This is a genomic window from Pseudomonas sp. 2,4-D (assembly GCF_030418155.1).
GTDB classification, from domain to species: Bacteria; Pseudomonadota; Gammaproteobacteria; order Pseudomonadales; family Pseudomonadaceae; genus Aquipseudomonas; species Aquipseudomonas alloputida.
Genome location: NZ_JAUHUI010000039.1, coordinates 24,206 through 43,335, shown reverse-complemented (window position 1 = coordinate 43,335; position 19,130 = coordinate 24,206). Strand labels below are relative to the sequence as shown.

At 63.5% G+C, this 19,130-nt stretch carries 16 protein-coding genes; 9 read left to right on the top strand and 7 right to left on the bottom strand.

Annotation, left to right across the window (positions count from 1 at the left end):
* Positions 1-86 precede the first annotated feature (86 nt).
* Together mprF and QYE47_RS22090 are read left to right on the top strand one after the other, a co-directional pair.
* Positions 87-2,729, top strand: coding sequence for a bifunctional lysylphosphatidylglycerol flippase/synthetase MprF (mprF, locus tag QYE47_RS22095; protein WP_041166858.1), 2,643 nt, complete (start codon positions 87-89; stop codon positions 2,727-2,729).
* Complete coding sequence (locus tag QYE47_RS22090) at positions 2,729-4,021, top strand: virulence factor family protein (RefSeq protein ID WP_014589986.1); 1,293 nt, start codon at positions 2,729-2,731, stop codon at positions 4,019-4,021. Before mprF ends, QYE47_RS22090 begins: the two co-directional genes overlap by 1 nt.
* A gap of 48 nt (positions 4,022-4,069) precedes the next feature.
* Here QYE47_RS22090 and QYE47_RS22085 read toward each other — a convergent pair whose 3' ends face one another.
* Entirely contained in the window at positions 4,070-5,980 is a 1,911-nt protein-coding gene (locus QYE47_RS22085) for a potassium transporter Kup (RefSeq protein WP_019438840.1), read from the bottom strand.
* A gap of 235 nt (positions 5,981-6,215) precedes the next feature.
* Here QYE47_RS22085 and rimO point away from each other — a divergent pair, with 235 nt between their 5' ends.
* From rimO to tsaA, 5 genes are all read left to right on the top strand, one after another.
* The gene (gene rimO, locus QYE47_RS22080; RefSeq protein ID WP_004576169.1) at positions 6,216-7,547 is read left to right on the top strand and encodes a 30S ribosomal protein S12 methylthiotransferase RimO; all 1,332 of its coding nucleotides are present in this window, start codon (positions 6,216-6,218) and stop codon (positions 7,545-7,547) included.
* A 157-nt stretch (positions 7,548-7,704) separates the two neighbouring features.
* A complete protein-coding gene (locus QYE47_RS22075) occupies positions 7,705-8,160 on the top strand; it encodes a GNAT family N-acetyltransferase (RefSeq protein ID WP_014589984.1) in 456 nt (151 codons plus the stop codon).
* Positions 8,161-8,279: 119 nt separating this feature from the next.
* Entirely contained in the window at positions 8,280-8,990 is a 711-nt protein-coding gene (locus QYE47_RS22070) for an rRNA pseudouridine synthase (protein WP_010952344.1), read from the top strand.
* 49 nt (positions 8,991-9,039) lie between these two features.
* Positions 9,040-9,501, top strand: a complete 462-nt coding sequence (locus QYE47_RS22065; RefSeq protein ID WP_010952343.1) for a DUF1456 family protein — start codon at positions 9,040-9,042, stop codon at positions 9,499-9,501.
* 6 nt (positions 9,502-9,507) lie between these two features.
* Positions 9,508-10,200, top strand: a complete 693-nt coding sequence (gene tsaA / locus QYE47_RS22060) for a tRNA (N6-threonylcarbamoyladenosine(37)-N6)-methyltransferase TrmO (protein WP_070383548.1) — start codon at positions 9,508-9,510, stop codon at positions 10,198-10,200.
* A gap of 196 nt (positions 10,201-10,396) precedes the next feature.
* On the opposite strand, the gene QYE47_RS22055 is transcribed toward tsaA, so the two are convergent.
* The 4 genes from QYE47_RS22055 to QYE47_RS22040 all read right to left on the bottom strand — a co-directional run bounded on the left by QYE47_RS22055 (position 10,397) and on the right by QYE47_RS22040 (position 14,891).
* Positions 10,397-11,719: a dicarboxylate/amino acid:cation symporter gene (locus QYE47_RS22055; RefSeq protein ID WP_010952341.1), complete on the bottom strand. Its 1,323-nt coding sequence runs from the start codon at positions 11,717-11,719 to the stop codon at positions 10,397-10,399.
* Between the two features lie 351 nt (positions 11,720-12,070).
* Positions 12,071-13,417 carry an ATP-binding protein gene (locus tag QYE47_RS22050; RefSeq protein ID WP_014589982.1) on the bottom strand — a complete coding sequence of 449 codons (1,347 nt, stop codon included), beginning with the start codon at positions 13,415-13,417 and terminating at the stop codon, positions 12,071-12,073.
* Complete coding sequence (locus tag QYE47_RS22045; RefSeq protein ID WP_004576835.1) at positions 13,414-14,091, bottom strand: response regulator; 678 nt, start codon at positions 14,089-14,091, stop codon at positions 13,414-13,416. Before QYE47_RS22045 ends, QYE47_RS22050 begins: the two co-directional genes overlap by 4 nt.
* Positions 14,092-14,285: 194 nt before the next feature.
* On the bottom strand, positions 14,286-14,891 hold the full coding sequence (locus QYE47_RS22040; RefSeq protein WP_010952338.1) for an outer membrane beta-barrel protein: 606 nt from the start codon (positions 14,889-14,891) through the stop codon (positions 14,286-14,288).
* Between the two features lie 129 nt (positions 14,892-15,020).
* Between QYE47_RS22040 and QYE47_RS22035 the strand changes: the two genes are divergently transcribed.
* Positions 15,021-15,812: a dienelactone hydrolase family protein gene (locus tag QYE47_RS22035; protein WP_020189834.1), complete on the top strand. Its 792-nt coding sequence runs from the start codon at positions 15,021-15,023 to the stop codon at positions 15,810-15,812.
* 245 nt (positions 15,813-16,057) lie between these two features.
* On the top strand, positions 16,058-16,759 hold the full coding sequence (locus QYE47_RS22030; RefSeq protein WP_070383547.1) for a 4'-phosphopantetheinyl transferase: 702 nt from the start codon (positions 16,058-16,060) through the stop codon (positions 16,757-16,759).
* Positions 16,760-16,762: 3 nt separating this feature from the next.
* On the opposite strand, the gene QYE47_RS22025 is transcribed toward QYE47_RS22030, so the two are convergent.
* Positions 16,763-18,370 carry an ATP-binding protein gene (locus tag QYE47_RS22025; RefSeq protein ID WP_070383546.1) on the bottom strand — a complete coding sequence of 536 codons (1,608 nt, stop codon included), beginning with the start codon at positions 18,368-18,370 and terminating at the stop codon, positions 16,763-16,765.
* Complete coding sequence (locus QYE47_RS22020; protein WP_019438844.1) at positions 18,367-19,065, bottom strand: response regulator transcription factor; 699 nt, start codon at positions 19,063-19,065, stop codon at positions 18,367-18,369. Before QYE47_RS22020 ends, QYE47_RS22025 begins: the two co-directional genes overlap by 4 nt.
* Positions 19,066-19,130 lie beyond the last annotated feature (65 nt).

Genomic DNA, 19,130 nt, shown 5'->3' with positions numbered 1-19,130 from the left:
CGGAGTAACATTGGATACGTTTTCCTAAGGGACTCTCACTTGGCCGCACCTTTCCTTCACCTCGCGCTGCATGCCCGGGGCAACTCATGACTTCGCACAATCCCGAACCTCCGGTGCCACTCGCTACGGCGCTACCCGGTGCTGTGCAGCGCCTGCCCTTACTCGAACGCCTGAGTCGCTACCGCCAGCCCATAGGCCTGATGGTGACCCTGTTACTGTTCACGATGGCCTTGATTGCCTGCCGCCACCTGCTGAGCGAGCTGGACATTTATGCCTTGCACGATGCCATGCTCAGCGTGCCAACCCAGTCACTGCTCGGCGCCTTGCTGGCAACGGTGATCGGCTTTGTGATCCTGTTGGGCTACGAGTGGTCGGCCAGCCGCTATGCGGGCGTGAAACTGCCAGCACGCAGCTTGGCACTGGGCGGCTTCAGCGCCTTTGCCATCGGCAACGCCATCGGCCTGTCGATGCTCTCTGGCGGCTCGGTTCGCTATCGCCTGTACGCACGGCAAGGGCTTGGTGCTGGCGAAGTCGCACGCATGACCGTGTTTGCCAGCCTGTCACTGGGCTGCGCGCTGCCGCCCCTGGCCGCCTTGGCGACATTGAGCAACCTGCCGGCGGCCTCGACAGCGCTCGGGTTGGCGCCCAGTCTGCTGGCAGCTGTTGCCAGCGCCGTGCTGGTGGTGTCTGCCTTACTGGCAATTGGCTTGTACCGCCGACGCCTGACCGAGCAACCGGCGGCCAATAACCTGCTCGTTCAACTGGGCCGGCGCACACTTCGCCTGCCGGATGCACGCCTGGCGGCCCTGCAATTGCTGATTACCGCGCTGGATGTGGCGGCGGCTGCCACCGTGCTCTACCTGTTGCTGCCCGAAGCCCCTCCTTTCGGCGCGTTCGTGCTGGTGTACCTGCTGGCCTTGGCTGCGGGCGTGCTCAGCCACGTACCAGGCGGCGTCGGGGTGTTCGAAGCGATCCTGCTGGCGGCCTTTGCCGACCAGCTAGGTGCCGCACCGCTGGCGGCGGCCCTGCTGCTGTACCGGCTGATCTATGTGGTACTGCCACTGCTGCTGGCCTGCGTGTTGCTGCTGGCCAATGAAGCCCGACGCCTGCTGTTTGCGCAACAGGCCATCAAGGCCGCTTCGGGTCTGGCCGCACCGATCCTGTCGATTCTGGTGTTCCTGTCCGGCGTAGTGCTGCTGTTTTCCGGTGCCACGCCCGAGATAGATACGCGTCTGGAACATATGGGCTTCCTGGTGCCACACCGGCTGATCGATGCCTCTCATTTCGGCGCCAGCCTGATCGGTGTGCTATGCCTGCTGCTGGCCCAAGGCCTGCGCCGGCGCCTGTCCGCCGCCTGGCTACTGACCACCGTGCTGTTGCTGGTCGGCGCCCTGCTGTCGCTATTGAAGGGCTTTGACTGGGAAGAGGCTTGCCTGCTGACCTTTACCGCCGCCCTGCTCGCGCTGTTCCGCCGCTCGTTCTATCGCCCCAGCCGTCTGCTGGAGCTACCTTTCTCGCCGGTGTTCCTGGTGGCCAGCGCCTGTACGGTGGGCGCATCAGTGTGGCTTCTGCTGTTCGCCTACCAGGATGTGCCTTACAGCCATCAGCTGTGGTGGCAGTTCACCCTCGATGCCGACGCGCCACGGGGCCTGCGCGCCGCCATGGGCAGTGCCTTGCTGCTGGCTGCCGTGGCACTGACGTGGCTGCTGCGCACAGCGCCGCCCGTGATCCACCTGCCTGACGAAGAAGAGTTGCAACGCGCCAACCGCATCCTGCAGGCCTCCGACCAACCCGACGGCGGCTTGGCGCTGACTGGCGACAAGGCGTTGCTGTTCCACCCGCGTGGTAACGCGTTCCTCATGTACGCCCGGCGCGGCCGCAGCCTGGTGGCGCTGTACGACCCGATAGGCCCGGCCCAGGAACGCGCCGAGATGATCTGGCAGTTCCGCGATCTGTGCGACCTGCACCACGCACGCCCCGTGTTCTACCAGGTACGCGCAGAGAACCTGCCGTTCTACATGGACATCGGCCTGACCGCATTGAAGCTCGGTGAAGAAGCCCGGGTCGACTTGCGCCGCTTCGACCTTGAAGCCAAAGGCAAGGAGATGAAAGACCTGCGCTACACCTGGAACCGCGGCGGACGCGATGGCCTGAGCCTGGAGATCCATGAGCCCGGCCACGCCCCGCTGGCTGAGCTGAAGGAAATTTCCGACGCCTGGCTCGGCGGCAAGAACGTGCGCGAGAAAGGCTTCTCGCTGGGGCGCTTCAGCCCAGACTACCTGCAGCACTTCCGCATAGCCCTGATTCGCTTCCAGGGCCGCCCGGTAGCGTTCGCCAACTTGCTGGAAACCCATGGAAACGAACTGGCCAGCCTCGACCTGATGCGTGCGCACCCCGATGCGCCAAAGCTGACCATGGAGTTCATGATGATCGGCTTGATCCTGCATTACAAAAGCCATGACTACGGGCGTTTCAGCCTGGGCATGGTACCGCTGTCCGGCCTGCAACCAAGGCGCGGCGCACCCTTGACCCAGCGCTTGGGTTCGCTGGTGTTCCGCCGTGGTGAACAGCTTTACAACTTCCAGGGGCTTCGACGCTTCAAGGACAAGTTTCAGCCGGACTGGGAACCCCGCTACATGGCTGTGCCAGCCGGGCTCGACCCGCTGGTGGCACTGGCCGACACCGCCGCTCTGATTGCAGGCGGCCTGACTGGATTGGTGAAACGCTGATGACCCGACGCTTTTGGTTGTATCTGCTGGCTCCCCTGCTGCTGGCCGCCCTGGGTGGTGCGCTGGCCTTCTGGCTGTGGACGCGCCCGGCCCCCGAGGCACGCCTGGAGCAAATGAGCATCAATGACACCAGCATCACCCGTGTTACCCCTGGCGTGCCCCCCAAGGCCCGGGTGGCCATCGGCGTGCCACAAGACCAGGCACTGACGGGCAAGCAACTGCTCGACCTGAGCCAGGCCGGTGAAGCCCAGCTGGTGCAGGTGATTCTGCCGCCTGGCGATTGCAGCAAGCAGCAACAGGCCATGGACCAGGCGCTGACCCAACTGCAGGAAAAACCGACCTTGGTCGCCGGTATCGGTCCCGGTGCCGCCCAGGCCTGGCGCTGGCTGGCCAGCCAGAACGATGACAAGGCGCGAGCCATTTCCGTGGGCTTCACCCTCGAACAGCCTGGCTGCCAGGCACCGCTGCCCAAATCGGCTGCCCATGGCCACTGGAACGTCGCCTGGAACGACAACCCGGATGACGCCAGCGCCGCCTTCGTGCGCGACCAGGCCAACGCCGAAACCAGCATCAGCGACTACGACATCCACTTGCCACAAGTGCTCAAGGCGCAACTGACCCAAGCCCTGGTCGGCCGCGACGGTAACGCACTGGCCATCCCGGTGGTCGAAGTGCCGGCCGGGCAAACCACAGACACGGTTACCTTGTTCCTCTCTGGTGATGGCGGCTGGCGCGATCTGGACCGCGACGTGGCCGGAGAAATGGCCAAGCTGGGTTACCCGGTGGTGGGCATCGACACGCTGCGCTACTACTGGCAGCACAAGACCCCGGAACAAAGCGCCGCCGACCTTTCCGAGCTGATGCATCACTACCGGCAGAAGTGGGGTACCAAGCGCTTCGTATTGACGGGCTATTCGTTCGGCGCCGACGTGCTGCCGGCGATCTACAACCGCCTGCCCGTCGAGGACCAGCAGCGTATCGATGCGGTGATGCTGCTAGCCTTTGCGCGCAGTGGCAGCTTCGAGATCGAGGTCGAGGGTTGGCTGGGCAAGGAAGGCCAGGAAGCGCCAACCGGGCCGGAAATGGCCAAGCTGCCAGCGTCCAAGGTCGTGTGCGTATATGGCGTCGAGGAAACCGACGAGAGCGGTTGCACGGAAAAGACAGCAGTAGGTGAGCGCCTGAAACTGCCTGGCGGGCACCACTTCGACGAGAACTACCCGGCACTCGCCAAGCGGTTGATTGGCGAGATCGAGACGCGCCAAGGCAAGTCCAGCGTAGCTGAGCAGAACTGACAAGGCTCAGGGCCGCTCTGCGGCCCCGACCCTGCTGCATAAACCCATTCAGATCTCGACCTGGGTCCCCAGCTCGATCACCCGGTTCAACGGCAGGTTGAAGAAGCGCAAGTTGCCGTTGGCATTCTTCAGCAAGAACGCGAACAGGTTGCCCCGCCAGCGCGACATCCCCTCCAGCCGTGACGCGATCACCGTCTCGCGGCTGAGGAAGTAAGTGGTGCGCATGGGCGTGAAGTCCAGGCCATCCAGATGACACAGCTTCAACGCGGCAGGCACGTCCGGCTCATCCATGAACCCAAAGTGCAGCAACACCCGGAAGAATCCGTCGCCATAGGCTTCCACCTCGAAACGCTCATGTTCCGGCACACGGGGCCGGTCCTCGCTGACCACAGTCAGCAGCACCACCTGGCTGTGCAGCACCTGGTTGTGCAACATGTTGTGCAACAGCGCATGCGGCACGGCATCGGAGCGTGCAGTCAGAAACACCGCCGTACCCTCGACCCGGTGCGGTGGCTGAATGCGGATGCTGCTGATGAACAATGGCAATGGCAGCGCCCCTTCATCGATGCGCTCGACCAGAATCTGCTTGCCGCGCTTCCAGGTGCTCATCAGCAGGTACAGCACACCACCGGCCAACACGGGGAAGGCACCACCCTGGACGATTTTCGGCACATTGGCGGCGAAGAACAGCCCGTCGACAAACAGAAAGCCGACCAGAATCGGCACTGCAAGCAGCGGCGGCCACTTCCACAGCAGCAGCATTACCGCGGACACCAGGATGGTGGTCATCAGCATGGTACCGGTGACTGCAACCCCGTAGGCTGCCGCCAGAGCGCCCGAGGACCCGAAGCCGATTACCAGCAGCACCACACCCACCATCAGCGTCCAGTTCACTGCACCAATGTAGATCTGCCCCTGCTCGTCGCTTGAGGTGTGCTGAATCTGCATACGTGGGATGTAGCCCAGCTGGATGGCCTGACGGGTCAGGGAGAAGGCCCCGGAAATCACCGCCTGCGAAGCGATAACCGTGGCCATGGTGGCCAGCCCGACCAAGGGCAGCAGCGCCCAGCCCGGCGCCAGCAGGTAGAACGGGTTGCGCGCAGCCTCCGGGTTTTGCAGCAGCAATGCACCCTGGCCAAAGTAATTGAGCACCAGCGCCGGGAGCACCAGGATGAACCAGGCCCGGGCAATCGGCTTGCGGCCAAAGTGCCCCATGTCGGCGTACAGCGCCTCGGCACCGGTCAGCGCCAGCACTACCGCACCCAGAATGGCCACGCCAATACCGGGGTGCACCACGAAGAAGTTGACTGCCCAGACCGGGTTGAAAGCCTTGAGTACTTCCGGGCTCTGCGAGATGCCATGTACACCCAGCGCGCCCAGCGCCACGAACCAGGTCACCATGATCGGACCAAACAGCTTGCCGATCTTCTCAGTGCCATGTTGCTGCACCAGGAACAGCGCCACCAGCACCACCAGCGAAATTGGCACCACCCAATGGTCGATGCCGTCGAAGGCCAGGCCCATGCCCTCCACCGCCGACAGCACCGACACCGCCGGGGTGATCATACTGTCGCCATAGAACAGCGAAGCGCCGATCAAGCCACAGATCACCATCAGTGTGCGCAGCCGCGGGTACGCCGCCGTAGCCCGCCGCGCCAGTGCGGTCAGCGCCATGGTGCCGCCCTCCCCCTGGTTATCGGCGCGCAAGATGAACATCACGTACTTGAACGACACCACCCACAGCAGCGACCACAGGATCAGCGACAGGATCCCCAGCACGCCATCATGGTTGACCGACACCCCGTAGCCGCCGGTAAAGACCTCCTTGAGGGTATACAACGGGCTGGTGCCGATATCGCCATAAACCACCCCGACCGCCGCCACCAGCAGGCCCACCGACCGCGACGCCCCCTGCTTCCCCTCGTGCCCGCTCTCAGCGTGACTGCTTGCCTGAACCATCGACCACTCCCGCAAACGGCCATCACGGCCCTTGGTAATCCCTCTGCCACCAGGCCCTGGAAAGTACCCCGGCGCAACGGCGCGAAGCATAGCGCAGCGTTCGTCGTATTTCTGCTGGTCAAGCGCCCTTGCGCTCGCTAGAATTGCGCACTTTTTGATCAGAGGCGCCAAAAGCGCCCGTCAAGTTCGCCCCCGATTCCGGCCGGGCGACCTGCATTCAATACCGAGGTTAGTCATGTCCACCACGCCCGCCACCCCCAAGGTAGGTTTCGTAAGCCTGGGTTGCCCAAAAGCCCTGGTCGACTCCGAGCGCATCCTGACCCAGCTGCGCATGGAAGGCTATGAAGTCGTACCCACCTATGAGGACGCCGACGTGGTGGTGGTCAACACCTGCGGCTTCATCGACAGCGCCAAGGCCGAATCGCTGGAAGTGATCGGCGAAGCCATCAAGGAAAACGGCAAGGTGATCGTCACCGGCTGCATGGGCGTCGAGGAAGGCAGCATCCGTGACGTGCACCCAAGCGTGCTGTCGGTCACTGGCCCGCAGCAGTACGAGCAGGTAGTCAACGCCGTTCACGAAGTGGTGCCGCCGCGTCAGGACCACAACCCGCTGATCGACCTGGTGCCGCCACAGGGCGTCAAGCTGACCCCGCGCCACTATGCCTACCTGAAGATCTCCGAAGGCTGCAACCACAGCTGCAGCTTCTGCATCATCCCGTCGATGCGCGGCAAGCTGGTCAGCCGCCCGGTGGGTGAAGTGCTGAGCGAGGCCGAGCGCCTGGTCAAGGCCGGTGTGAAGGAAATCCTGGTGATTTCCCAGGACACCAGCGCCTACGGCGTCGACGTCAAGTACAAGACCGACTTCTGGAACGGCCGCCCGGTGAAGACCCGCATGCTCGAGCTGTGCGAGGCACTGAGCAGCCTGGGCGCCTGGGTCCGCCTGCACTACGTGTACCCTTACCCGAACGTTGACGACGTGATCCCGCTGATGGCTGCCGGCAAGATCCTGCCGTACCTGGACATCCCGTTCCAGCACGCCAGCCCGAAAGTGCTCAAGTCGATGAAGCGCCCGGCCTTCGAAGACCGCACCCTGGCGCGCATCAAGAACTGGCGCGAGCAGTGCCCTGAGCTGGTGATCCGCTCCACCTTCATCGTCGGCTTCCCGGGCGAGACCGAGGAAGACTTCCAGTACCTGCTGGACTGGCTGACCGAAGCCCAGCTCGACCGCGTGGGCTGCTTCCAGTACTCGCCGGTGGAAGGCGCCCCGGCCAACGACCTGGGCCTGGCCGAAGTACCGGACGACGTCAAGCAAGAGCGCTGGGACCGCTTCATGGCCCACCAGCAGGCCATCAGTGCTGCCCGCCTGCAATTGCGCATCGGCAAGGAAATCGACGTGCTGATCGACGAAGTCGAGGAACAAGGTTCGGTTGGCCGCAGCTTCTTCGATGCACCGGAAATCGACGGCAGCGTGTTCATCGATGGCGACCATGGTTTCAAGCCAGGCGACAAAGTGCGTTGCCGTGTGGTAGATGCCGACGAGTACGACATGTGGGCTGAACCCATCTAAAACGGCTGAAGCCTGCAAAGCCCCTGCCCCGGCGTTCTCCATAGGGAATGACCGGCGCAGGGGCTTTTTTGTCAGAACGCGTGGAACAGCATCAGGACGCCCCTCGACGAGTGGTTGGCCTGCTATGTTTTCCCTATCGCCCCAGAGGAACACCGGCATGGCTGCGCTACTGACGCTACAAACTCCGCGCTTGAGCGACTACAGCGAGATGGTACAAGTGTGGGAGGACTCGGTACGCGCCACCCACGACTTTCTGCCAGAGGGCTATATCCTGCTACTGCGCGAACATGTGCTGCGCCGGTATCTCGACGCAGTTATGCTGATCTGCTGCAAGGACCGCCAGCGCATCTGTGGCTTCGCCGGTGTCGCCAACGGGCGGGTGGACATGCTGTTCGTCGCACCTGGCTACCGTGGCCAAGGGGTAGGCAAGCGCCTGCTGCGCTATGCCATCAGCGAACTCAATGCCGAGTACCTTGACGTCAACGAACAGAACCCGAAAGCGCTGGGCTTCTACCTGCATGAAGGTTTTGAGGTCATCGGCCGCTCGGAAACCGACGGCCTGGGCCAGCCCTTTCCTCTGCTGCACATGAGGCTGATGCGCACAGTGCCTTGAGGCGGCGCCTGAATGTGCCGCGCTATGTGTCCAAAATGGCGCATCTGACACAGATTCCCATCATCTACCGCTTGCAGGCAGGTACAATGGAGGTCTTTCCCTGCCTTGCGAATTGCCCCATGTCTGAACCCGTCCGCCTGTCCAAACGCCTCATCGAGCAGCTCGGCTGCTCCCGCCGCGAGGCCGAGCAGTACATTGAAGGAGGCTGGGTAACGGTCGATGGCGTGGTGGTCGAGCAGCCGCAGTTCAAGGTTGAGCAGCAGCGCGTCGAGCTGCTGCCGGGCGCCCGTGCCGAAACCCTGGAGCCGGTGACCCTGCTGCTGAACCAGCCAGCCGGTATGGACAGTGAAGACGCCCGCGCCAGCATGAACATGGGCAGCCTCAGCGAGGCCCATCGCGAAGGCGTGCGCGCCCTGCATGGGCATTTTGCCCGGCAGGCCTGCGTGGCACCGCTGGAGCGTGGCGCCAGCGGCCTGCAGGTGTTTACCCAGGACTGGCGGGTATCCCGCAAGATCGAGGCCGACCTGCGTCGCCTGGAGCAGGAGTTCATCATTGAAGTGCGCGGCGAAACCACCCCCCAGGCGCTGGAACGCCTGGCGCGTGGGGCCATGCGCAACGACCGCGAGTTGCCCAAGGCCAAGGCCAGCTGGCAGAACGAGACACACCTGCGCATGGTGTTGAAAAACCCACAACCAGGGCAGATTTCCGAGCTATGCGCCTACCTGCGCCTGGAGCTTTTAGGCATGCGACGCATTCGCCTGGGTGGTGTGTCGATGGGCAAGCTGCCCTTGGGCCAATGGCGCTACCTGGCTACCTCCGAACGTTTCTAAGCAATACGCCGCGCTGGAACGCGCGGCACCTGAACAGGATTCTGCTGCAATGAACCACAACGACGTCCTGCGCAGCCTGCGCTACATGCTCAAGGTGAACGACGCCAAGATGGCCGAAATCATCGGGCTCTCTGGCCTCGAAGTGCATCCTCTGGTGCTGGCCACCTACCTGAAAAAAGAAGAAGAGGAAGGCTTCGTGCGCTGCCCGGAACGGGTGATGGCGCACTTCCTTGACGGCCTGGTGATCTACCGCCGTGGCAAAGACGAGAGCCGCCCGCAGCAGCCGATCGAGCTGCCGGTAACCAACAACCTGATCCTCAAGAAGCTGCGTGTGGCCTTTGAGCTCAAGGAAGACGACCTGCACGCGATTCTCAAGTCGGTCAACTTCCCGGTCAGCAAACCTGAGCTCAGCGCGCTGTTCCGCAAGGCTGGCCACGACAACTACCGCCCGTGTGGCGACCAGTTGATGCGCAACTTCCTCAAGGGCCTGACCCTGCGCGTGCGCGGCTGAGTGGCCATGCAGCATACGGTTGTCCCGGTCGGCATCGTCCACTCCTGTTTCAAGGAAAAGTTCGCCATTCCGCGCCAGCCGCAGCTGGCGCCTGCCGCCCGTGGCGTACTCAAACTGTTGCCGCCGTTTGATCAAGGTGACGCGGTCGAGGGCCTGGAACAGGTCAGCCATGTGTGGCTGCTGTTCCTGTTCCACCAGGCCCTGGAAGAAAAGCCGCGCCTGAAAGTGCGGCCTCCGCGTCTGGGCGGCAACAAGAGCATGGGGGTGTTCGCCACCCGCGCCACCCACCGGCCCAACGGCATCGGCCAGTCGGTGGTACGCCTGGAGGGCGTGGAGCCCGGGCGCCTGCTGCTGTCCGGGATCGACCTGCTCGACGGCACGCCGGTGCTGGACATCAAGCCGTATGTGCCCTACGCCGACAGCATCGCTGGCGCCAGCAACCAGATGGCCAACGCAGCGCCGGTGGCAATTGCCGTACAGTGGACGGACAACGCTCTGCTCCAGGCTCGCGAGCATGCGCTGCGCCTGAGCGAGCCGCTGGTGGAGCTGATCGAGCAATGCCTGGCGCAGGACCCACGGCCGGCCTACCAGATACCACCGGCCGAGCGGGTGTACGGGGTGAAGTTCTGGGATGTGCAAGTAAGGTGGCATTACCCGCAGCCGGACGTCATCCGGGTGTTGGAGGTGGTACTGGGCTGAGGGCCACCGCATCGCCCTGTGTGGGAGCGGCCTTGCGTCGCGAATGGGCTGCGCAGCGGCCCCAAGATTTCAGCCATCCTGCAAGGGCGCCGGGGCTGCTGCGCAGCCCTTTCGCGACGCAAGGCCGCTCCCACAAGGGACCGCGCAGACACGAAAAAGGCGACCTTTTGGTCGCCTTTCTCATTTCAGCCAGCTATCAACGAGCCGGGCCTTCAGCCACGCCCAGGTCGTCCGTCGGGCGGGTATCGATCAGCGGCGCACCACCGGAGTCCAGTTCCGAAGCCAGCTTGTCGTTGTCCATTTCCTTGACCCACTTGGCCACTACCACGGTGGCAACGGCGTTGCCTACCAAGTTGGTCAGGGCGCGGGCTTCGGACATGAAGCGGTCGATGCCGAGGATCAGCGCCAGGCCGGCAACCGGCAGGTGGCCAACAGCCGACAGGGTCGCGGCCAGCACGATGAAGCCCGAACCGGTAACGCCGGCAGCACCCTTGGAAGCCACCAGCAGCACCAGCAGCAGGGTGATCTGGTGAGTGATGTCCATGGTGGTGTCAGTGGCCTGAGCGATGAACACCGCAGCCATGGTCAGGTAGATCGAGGTACCGTCCAGGTTGAACGAGTAGCCAGTCGGGATAACCAGGCCCACTACCGATTTCTTGGCACCCAGGCGCTCCATCTTGGCCAGCATGCGTGGCAGAGCCGACTCCGAGGACGAAGTACCCAGCACGATCAGCAGTTCTTCACGGATGTAGCGGATCAGCTTGATTACGCTGAAGCCGTGGGCGCGGCAGATACCGCCCAGCACCACCAGCACGAACAGCAGGCAGGTGATGTAGAAGCAGGCCATCAGGTAGCCCAGCTGCACCAGCGAGCCAACACCGTACTGGCCAATGGTGAAGGCCATGGCGCCGAAAGCGCCGATCGGGGCCAGCTTCATGATCATGTTGATGATGTTGAACATGACGTGGGCGAAGCGGTCGATCATGTCCAGTACCGGCTTGCCGTAGCTGCCCAGGCGGTGCAGGGCGAAGCCGAACAGCACCGAGAACATCAGCACTTGCAGGATGTCGCCGTTGGCGAAGGCGCCGACGACCGTATTGGGGATGACGTTAAGCAGGAAGCCGACGGTAGTCTGCTGCGCGCCGGCGGCGGCGTAGGCAGCCACGCTGCTGGCGTTCAGGGTGCTGACGTCGATGTGCATGCCAGCGCCTGGCTTGACCACGTTGACGACGACGAGGCCGATGATCAGGGCGATGGTGGAGACGATTTCAAAGTACAGCAACGCGTAGCCGCCGGTTTTGCCGACCGACTTCATGCTCTGCATGCCGGCAATGCCGCTGACCACGGTACAGAAGATGATCGGGGCGATGACCATCTTGATCAGTTTGACGAAGCCGTCACCCAGGGGTTTGAGGGCAACGCCCGTTTCCGGGTAGTAGTGGCCGAGCAGGATGCCGATGGTGATGGCGACCAACACCTGGACATACAGGGATTTGTACAGCGGCTGACGTGTCGTCATGGCTAATTTTCCTCAAGTGTGCCGGTTCACCCTTCCCAGGGTGATGGGGGCACCTGAATCGCTAACCCTCCTGCACTTGGAGGGATTTGTCGTTGTGTTCGAGCTGCCTGGGCAGGCCTCTGCGAGGATCAATAGCAAGGGTGGTGCCAAAATGCCCATGAAGGGTGCAAAGCCCGTATTTGCTAGGAGTAAATGCCCAACGACAGGGCGATATTCCCGGGACGGATTGGCGGATTTCCGCCCGATGGCGGAATTTGTACAAGGAGGAATGGCGGAAATCCGCCCTTTGTGGATTGCCTGTGCCGGCCCATTCGCGGATTGAACTGTGAACGGGCTGGCACAGGCTAGGAATCAATCCAGGTGGAAGGTGATCCTGAACGCAGCGCCCCCCAGCGGTGAATCGCCAAGGCTCAGCTCGGCGTCATAGCTGTCGACGATATCCTTGACCACTGCCAAGCCGATGCCCTGCCCCGGGTGCTGGCTGTCCAGCCGCTCCCCACGCTCCAGAATGCGTTCACGCTGGTCGACGGGCACGCCCGGCCCGTCGTCCTCGATGCACAAGGTCAGATACCCCGGCGCCTTCACCAGGCTCACCCGCACTTGGCCCAGGCTCAGCCGGTAGGCGTTCTCCAGCAGGTTGCCGAGCATTTCCAGCAACGCGCCCTGCTCCATCGGTATCTGCGCCGCGTCCGGCAACTCCAGCACCACGTCCACACGTTTTTCCCGGTAAACCTTGGCCAAGGTGCTGCACAGGCTGTCGAGCAACGGCCGCAGCAATACGCTGTGGCGTACCAGGCCACTCTTGCGCAGACTGGCGCGTTGCAGCTGGTAGTCGATCTGCTGGCTCATGCGCTCGATCTGGCTTTGCAGCACCCGCGCCTGCTCGCGCTCGCCGCTGCGCTGCTGCAAGCTTTCACCCACACCCTGCAACACCGCCAGCGGCGTCTTCAGGCTGTGCGCCAGGTCGTCCAGCGAATCACGGTAGCGCGTGCGCTGCTCACGCTCACTGCGCAACAGACGGTTAAGCGAGCGGGTCAGGCGCAGCAACTCGCGTGGGTGCTCGCCGCTCAGGCCGTCACGTGCACCGGATTCCACTTCATCCAGTTCGTGGCTGAGGCGTCGCAACGAGCGCAGCCCCCAGGTCAGGCCTGCCCACAACAACACCATGAGCGCCAGCAATGCAGCGCCGAACCCCAGGTAGAGCTTTTCGCGCAGGCCATTGAGGGTGGCCTTGTACTCGCTCACGGGCTGTAGAGCGACAATGCTGTAGGCGGCGCTCTGCCCGCCCAGCAGCTTTATCTCGACGTCGTACACGAAGAACTCTTCGCCATCGGACTGGTGAATGCGGTCGAACTCGTTGCCGCGCCCGTCATAGCGCGGCTGGTAGTTGATGTGCCGGTCGGCGGTGGCACGCGACTGCCAGACCAGTTTGCCGTCGCGGTCAAAGATATAGCCGAGCAGGCCTGTGTAGGGCAGGTTGTAACGCTCGTCCGGCAGCAGTGTCGGCATCTGCAGCTGGCCATGCTCGATACGCGCAGCGGAAATCAGCGTAGTCACATCCGAGGCCAGACGCTGCTCGATCGATTCCTGCAGGGCCAGGCTGAAGGCCTTCTGCAAGGCCGGCAGCAGCGCCAGCATGAACAGCAGCGCCAACACTGCGGCGGCCAGCATCAGGCGCACCCGCAGCGAGCGGATCATCGGCAGCGCTCGGTGAACAGGTAGCCCAGGCCGCGCACCGTGTCGATGGGTTTGAAGCCGCGCTCGCCTTCAAGCTTGCGGCGTAGGCGGCCAACCAGCACTTCGATGACATTGGGGTCGCGCTCTTCGTCACCTGGGTACAACTGTTCCATCAGGCGATCCTTGGCCACCACCTGCTGGTGATGGCGCATGAGGTATTCGAGGATGCGGTATTCGTAGGCAGTCAGGGCCAAGGCATGTTCGTCGAGGGTGGCCTGCTTGCGGTTGAGGTCAAGCACCAAGGGGCCAGCGGTGATGGTCGACTGGATGAAACCACTGGAGCGGCGTAACAGGGCATTGAGCCGTGCTTCAAGCTCCTCGAACTGGAACGGCTTGACCAGGTAGTCATCGGCACCGGCGGCCAGGCCCTCGACCTTGTCTTGCCAGTTGCCACGGGCTGTGAGGATGAGAATGGGGAAGGTCTTGTCCTGGCTGCGCAGGCGCGTGATCAGCTCCAGGCCGCTGATACCGGGCAGGCCCAGGTCGATGATGGCAAGGTCGAAATGGTACTGCTCGGCCTGGTACAGCGCCTCTTCGGCATCAGCGACCGCCTCGACCACATGGCCGCTTTCGCCCAGGCGGGTGTAGAGGTGATGGCGAAGCAGGGCTTCGTCCTCGACCACCAGCAGTTTCATGTGCAGCTCCTTATGTGTATTGCCTGTACCGGCCTATTCGCGGGCATGCCCGCTCCCACAGCAATCGCACAGTCTCTGAAACTTGTGCAGCACCTGCAGAAGCCAAAGGTACCGCACAGTTTCAGCGGTTTGTGCAGTACCCGTGGGAGCGGGCGTGCCCGCGAAGGCCGGTACAGGATAACGCGGCTCGTTCGTCAGAACTTGTAACTTGCTGCCAGGTAGGTCTGCGCGCTGCTGGTCAGGCGCAGGGTGCCATCCTTCGGCCCGCCGTGCGCGCCCACCTCGGTCGCGGCATTGGTGCGCAGGTAACGGTAGCCCAGTTCGACCGAGGCCTTGTCGGTGATGTCCTGGATCACACCGGCCTGCAAGCCGTAGGCATAACCGTAGTCAGTGTCCCGGCTGGCGCCTGGCGAGTCCTGGGTCAGCTTGGTCACACCCAGGCTGCCACCACCGAACAGCTTGGTGGTATCGCCCACCGGCAGGAACAAGTCGTAGCTGCCAAGCAGGTTTTCCTGGCGCAACTTCAGGCCACTGTGGTCGCCAGAGACATTGTCATAGGTCATGTAGTAGCGGCCCTGGTCGTTGATCTTGCCCAAACGCACACCCCAGGTATCGTCCTTGCCGATGATACCGTCGGCGTTGAGGTGGTCGGTGTTGCGTTGCAGCAGGCCGGACTTGCGAACTTTGTCGCTGGTCTGGCCGTAGGTGAGGCTGGCGAAGTTGTCGTCCGCGGCCTGGGCGGTGGTGATGCCAGCGGCACAGACGGCCATGGCGGCAAGCAGGGTATTGAAGGTTTTCATGGCTGGGTACTCCAGTTGGGTGCGCTGTTTCGGTCTGGAAGCTAGAGTAATCAGGGCACCCTGAACCGCGACTGAACCCTGGCTGAACCCCGGCTGAACGAACCGATAGCAAAACAAGGAGTTGTGAACATGCGAGCCCTGCTGGCCCTGACCCTGATGTGCAGCGCCGCCCTCGCCCAAGCGGCGGTAGTGACCCGTGAAATTCCTTATCAGGACGACGATGGCAACCGCCTCGTCGGCTACTACGCCTACGATGACGCGCTGGACGGCAAACGCCCAGGCATCGTTGTGGTGCATGAATGGTGGGGCCTGAACGACTATGCCAAACGTCGTGCGAGAGATCTCGCCGCCCTGGGCTATAAAGCGCTGGCCATCGACATGTACGGCGATGGCAAGCACACCGAGCATCCGCAGGATGCCCAGGCATTCATGGCCGCAGCGATGAAGGACCCGGCCGCAGCAGCAGCGCGCTTCGACGCGGGCCTGGAGTTGTTGAAAAAGCAGCCGAATGTGAACAAGCATCAACTGGGCGCTGTCGGCTACTGTTTTGGCGGCAAGGTGGTGCTCGATGCCGCACGCCGGGGAGAAAAGCTCGATGGCGTGGTGAGCTTCCATGGCGCACTGGCCACCCAGACCCCTGCAAAACCTGGCGTGGTGCGGGCCGATATCCTGGTCGAGCATGGTGCGGCGGACAGCATGGTCACCCCACAGCAGGTAGAGGCCTTCAAGGCCGAGATGGATGCGGCCAAGGTCAACTACCAGTTCGTCAGTATTGAAGGGGCCAAGCACGGGTTCACCAACCCCGATGCCGATCGGCTGAGCCACGGCGAACATGGGGGGCCGGACATTGGCTATAACAAGGCAGCGGACGAGCGTTCCTGGGCGGATATGCAGGCGTTCTTCAAGAAGGTGTTCAATTAAAAGATTGCGCAAATCGTTGTGGGAGCAACTGTCTTGCTCAATTTCTAAAAGCTGGCGCGATCCCTGGACTGCCCCCCAGAAGTTGGATTGGTGTCCAACTTCTTGGGGGCAGTCCACCCTGTGGGAGCGGGCTTTCCCGCGAACACGGGCGAAGCCCGTGCCATCCACCACGGTGTTGGCTTCGCGGGCAAGCCCGCTTCCACGCCACCTCCCTTAGCGCCTGCACAGCTGGCACAATAGCCCCCATGAACACACTTCCCGCCTGCTGCGCCCCGCTCCAGCACCACTGGCCCCTGCCCCGCCCACTCCCCGGCGCGGTGCTGGTCAGTTGCGCCTTCGACCCTGCCCACCTGGCAACCGACGACTTCCAGCGCGCCGGTATCATGCCCAGCGCCAGCCTGCAGCGCTCGGTCGCCAAGCGCCAGGCCGAGTACCTGGCCGGTCGCGTATGTGCCCGCGCCGCGCTGCAGCGCCTGGACGGCCGCGACTACGTGCCCGGCACCCACGAAGACCGCTCGCCCATCTGGCCCGCCGGTATTCATGGCTCGATCACACACGGCAAGGGCTGGGCCGCCGCGGTGGTCGCCGGCGAAAACAGCTGCCAAGGCCTGGGCCTGGATCAGGAAGCCTTGCTGGATGACGAACGCGCCGAGAGGCTTATGGGTGAAATCCTTATCCCGGCAGAGCTCGAACGCCTGGACCGCCGCCAGCTTGGGCTAACGGTCACCCTGACGTTCTCGCTGAAGGAAAGCTTGTTCAAGACCCTGTACCCACTGACCCGCCAACGCTTCTACTTCGAACACGCAGAAGTGCTCGACTGGTCCGCGGAAGGGCTGGCGCGCTTGCGCCTGCTCACCGACCTGTCACCGCAGTGGCAGCAAGGCGCAGAGCTGCAAGGCCAGTTCTGCCTGCAGGACGGCCACCTACTGAGCCTGGTCAGCGTCTGACCTTTACAGCGGCGCCTGCTGCCGTGGCCAGTTCAGGCTGAAGCAGGCACCGCCCAACGCCTCGCTGCGGCCCACCGTGGCCCGGCCCGCGTGCCAGTAGATGATCCGCCGTACGATCGACAAGCCCAGGCCATGCCCGCCCGAAGCGCGGGTACGGCTGTCGTCAAGGCGGGTGAAGGGCGTGAAGATGCGGTCCCAGAAGCCCTCGGGGATCCCCGGGCCGTCATCCTCCACATCGATGCGGCAACGTTGCTGGCCCAGCTGATAGCTCAGGCGCACTTCGCTCTCGGCATGGCGCATGGCATTGCCGACAAGGTTCTGCAGGGCCCGGTGCAAGTAGCGCGGCTCGGCCTCGACCCAGGCGCCTTCGGCATCCGCGCCCTGACACTCGCCGCGCACCACCCGCACCTCGGCACGCAAAGGTGCCAGCTCTTCGATCACCCGATCGAGCAAGGCATCCAGATCGACCCGCTGGAACTTCAAGGCGGGTGCGCCCTGCTCCAGGCGGGCGTAGGTCAGCATCTCGTCGACCAGCTTGTCGAGGTCCTGGATATCCCCGTCCATGCCCGCCAGGTGCTTTGCCCGCACCTGTTCAGTCGTGGCGCTTTCGATCATCTCCAGACCAAAGCGCAGGCGCGCCACCGGCGTGCGAAGCTCGTGGGACACCGCTCGCACCAGCTCGCGCTGCATGGTCAGCGAGCGCTGCAGGTGCTCGGCCATGCCATTGAAGGCAGCAGCCAGGCGCCCTACCGAGTCGGCGTCGCCGGCCGGCACGCGGGTATCCAGGCTGCCCTGGGCGATGCGCGAGGCAGCAATCTCCAGGCCGGACACACGACGTTCCAGCTGACGCACCAGCAGGTAGACCACCAGGCCAATCAGGCACAGACCCAGGAAGGCAATCAGGATCAGCAACTGCGGCGGGTAAGGGTTGAGCTGGTACAGCGGGCCGATTTCCAGTACCCATGGCGAGCCCGTCAGCCCGGCGAACACCCGGATCGAATCACCATCCTTGCCCAGCGCCATCACCGTGTCGCCCTCCTCCACGCGGCGCCGCTGGTCATCGTCCAGGCTGACCCGCTCGATACGTTGCAAGGCAACGCCAAAGCCGAAGCCTTTTTCCTGCTTGATCTGTGCCAGACGCTGCTGCTGTTCGGCTACCGGGTAGCGCACCAATTCGTCGGCCAATAGATAGAGGGTGGCCCGCGCCAACTGCTCGCTGATCTGTTTGATCTGCGCGACCAGCATCAGGTCTTCCTGGCCCACCTTGCGTAGCACTTGCGCCGCATGCGGGCCAATCTTCTCGACCACCACCAGGCCACGGTACAGGCGCGCCCGCTGGCCACCGTCAAGGCTGCGTGCGCTCATCGGCTGCAGCGCCAACTGCACGCCAAGCAGGCGTTCCCAGATCAGCAGCGAACGCTTGCGTTGGGTTTCATTCTGCATTGCCAGGTTGTCGGCCATCAGGCTGAAGGTGCCCTGGGCCAGGCCCTCGCGGTGCTGGGCAGCGCGCACTTCGTTGACCAGGTGCAGGCTGAGCACGCCAAGCAGGGCCACCAGCACCAGCACGGCCAGCATGCCGCCGTAGATGCGCAGGAAGATCGAGTTGTTCATGGTGCCTCGCCCACGAACAGGTAGCCTTTGCTGCGCAGGGTCTTGATCAACCGCGGCTGAAGCGGGTCATCGCCGATCTTGGGACGGATTTTCGAGATGCGGATATCGATGGAGCGGTCCTGGCCGTCGTAGCCCACGCCACGCAGTGCGGTGAAGATCTGTTCACGGGTCAGCACCCGGCCAGCGTTGCTGGCCAACAGCCAGAGCAGATCGAATTCGGCGCCGGTCAGCTCGATCAACTGCTCGCCCAGGTGCGCCTCACGCAGTCGGTTGTCGATACGCAGCGCACCGAAGGCCAGGTCCTGGCGCTTGCTGTCCACGGTTTCGCTGCGTCGCAGCAGGGCCTGGATACGTGCCAGCAGCAAGCGTGGGCGCACGGGTTTGCAGACGTAGTCGTCGGCGCCCAGGTCCAGGCCCTGAACCTGGTCGAGTTCATCGCTGCGCGCGGTGAGCATGAGGATCGGCCCCTGGTACTGGCTGCGCACCCGGCGACAGATGCTCAGGCCGTCCTCGCCGGGCAGCATCAGGTCGAGGATGACCAGGTCGGGCTGGCTGTCGATGATGCGCCGGGCGGCGCGGGCACCATCCCCCTCCACGCTGACCTCGAAGCCGTTGGCCTGCAGGTACTCGGCGGTCAGCTCGGCCAGGCGCTGGTCGTCTTCGACAATGAGGATGCGGGGTAGGGTTTGGTCCATGACTTTGGCCTTGTTTGTTCTTGGGATCGTGTCAGGGCAGCTGAGAGTATGAATGTAGATGGGTG

Coding starts and splice junctions, on each gene's coding strand:
- mprF (WP_041166858.1), top strand. CDS start 87: ATGACTTCGCACAATCCCGAACCTCCGGTGCCACTCGCTACGGCGCTA.
- QYE47_RS22090 (WP_014589986.1), top strand. CDS start 2,729: ATGACCCGACGCTTTTGGTTGTATCTGCTGGCTCCCCTGCTGCTGGCC.
- QYE47_RS22085 (WP_019438840.1), bottom strand. CDS start 5,980: ATGGTTCAGGCAAGCAGTCACGCTGAGAGCGGGCACGAGGGGAAGCAG.
- rimO (WP_004576169.1), top strand. CDS start 6,216: ATGTCCACCACGCCCGCCACCCCCAAGGTAGGTTTCGTAAGCCTGGGT.
- QYE47_RS22075 (WP_014589984.1), top strand. CDS start 7,705: ATGGCTGCGCTACTGACGCTACAAACTCCGCGCTTGAGCGACTACAGC.
- QYE47_RS22070 (WP_010952344.1), top strand. CDS start 8,280: ATGTCTGAACCCGTCCGCCTGTCCAAACGCCTCATCGAGCAGCTCGGC.
- QYE47_RS22065 (WP_010952343.1), top strand. CDS start 9,040: ATGAACCACAACGACGTCCTGCGCAGCCTGCGCTACATGCTCAAGGTG.
- tsaA (WP_070383548.1), top strand. CDS start 9,508: ATGCAGCATACGGTTGTCCCGGTCGGCATCGTCCACTCCTGTTTCAAG.
- QYE47_RS22055 (WP_010952341.1), bottom strand. CDS start 11,719: ATGACGACACGTCAGCCGCTGTACAAATCCCTGTATGTCCAGGTGTTG.
- QYE47_RS22050 (WP_014589982.1), bottom strand. CDS start 13,417: ATGATCCGCTCGCTGCGGGTGCGCCTGATGCTGGCCGCCGCAGTGTTG.
- QYE47_RS22045 (WP_004576835.1), bottom strand. CDS start 14,091: ATGAAACTGCTGGTGGTCGAGGACGAAGCCCTGCTTCGCCATCACCTC.
- QYE47_RS22040 (WP_010952338.1), bottom strand. CDS start 14,891: ATGAAAACCTTCAATACCCTGCTTGCCGCCATGGCCGTCTGTGCCGCT.
- QYE47_RS22035 (WP_020189834.1), top strand. CDS start 15,021: ATGCGAGCCCTGCTGGCCCTGACCCTGATGTGCAGCGCCGCCCTCGCC.
- QYE47_RS22030 (WP_070383547.1), top strand. CDS start 16,058: ATGAACACACTTCCCGCCTGCTGCGCCCCGCTCCAGCACCACTGGCCC.
- QYE47_RS22025 (WP_070383546.1), bottom strand. CDS start 18,370: ATGAACAACTCGATCTTCCTGCGCATCTACGGCGGCATGCTGGCCGTG.
- QYE47_RS22020 (WP_019438844.1), bottom strand. CDS start 19,065: ATGGACCAAACCCTACCCCGCATCCTCATTGTCGAAGACGACCAGCGC.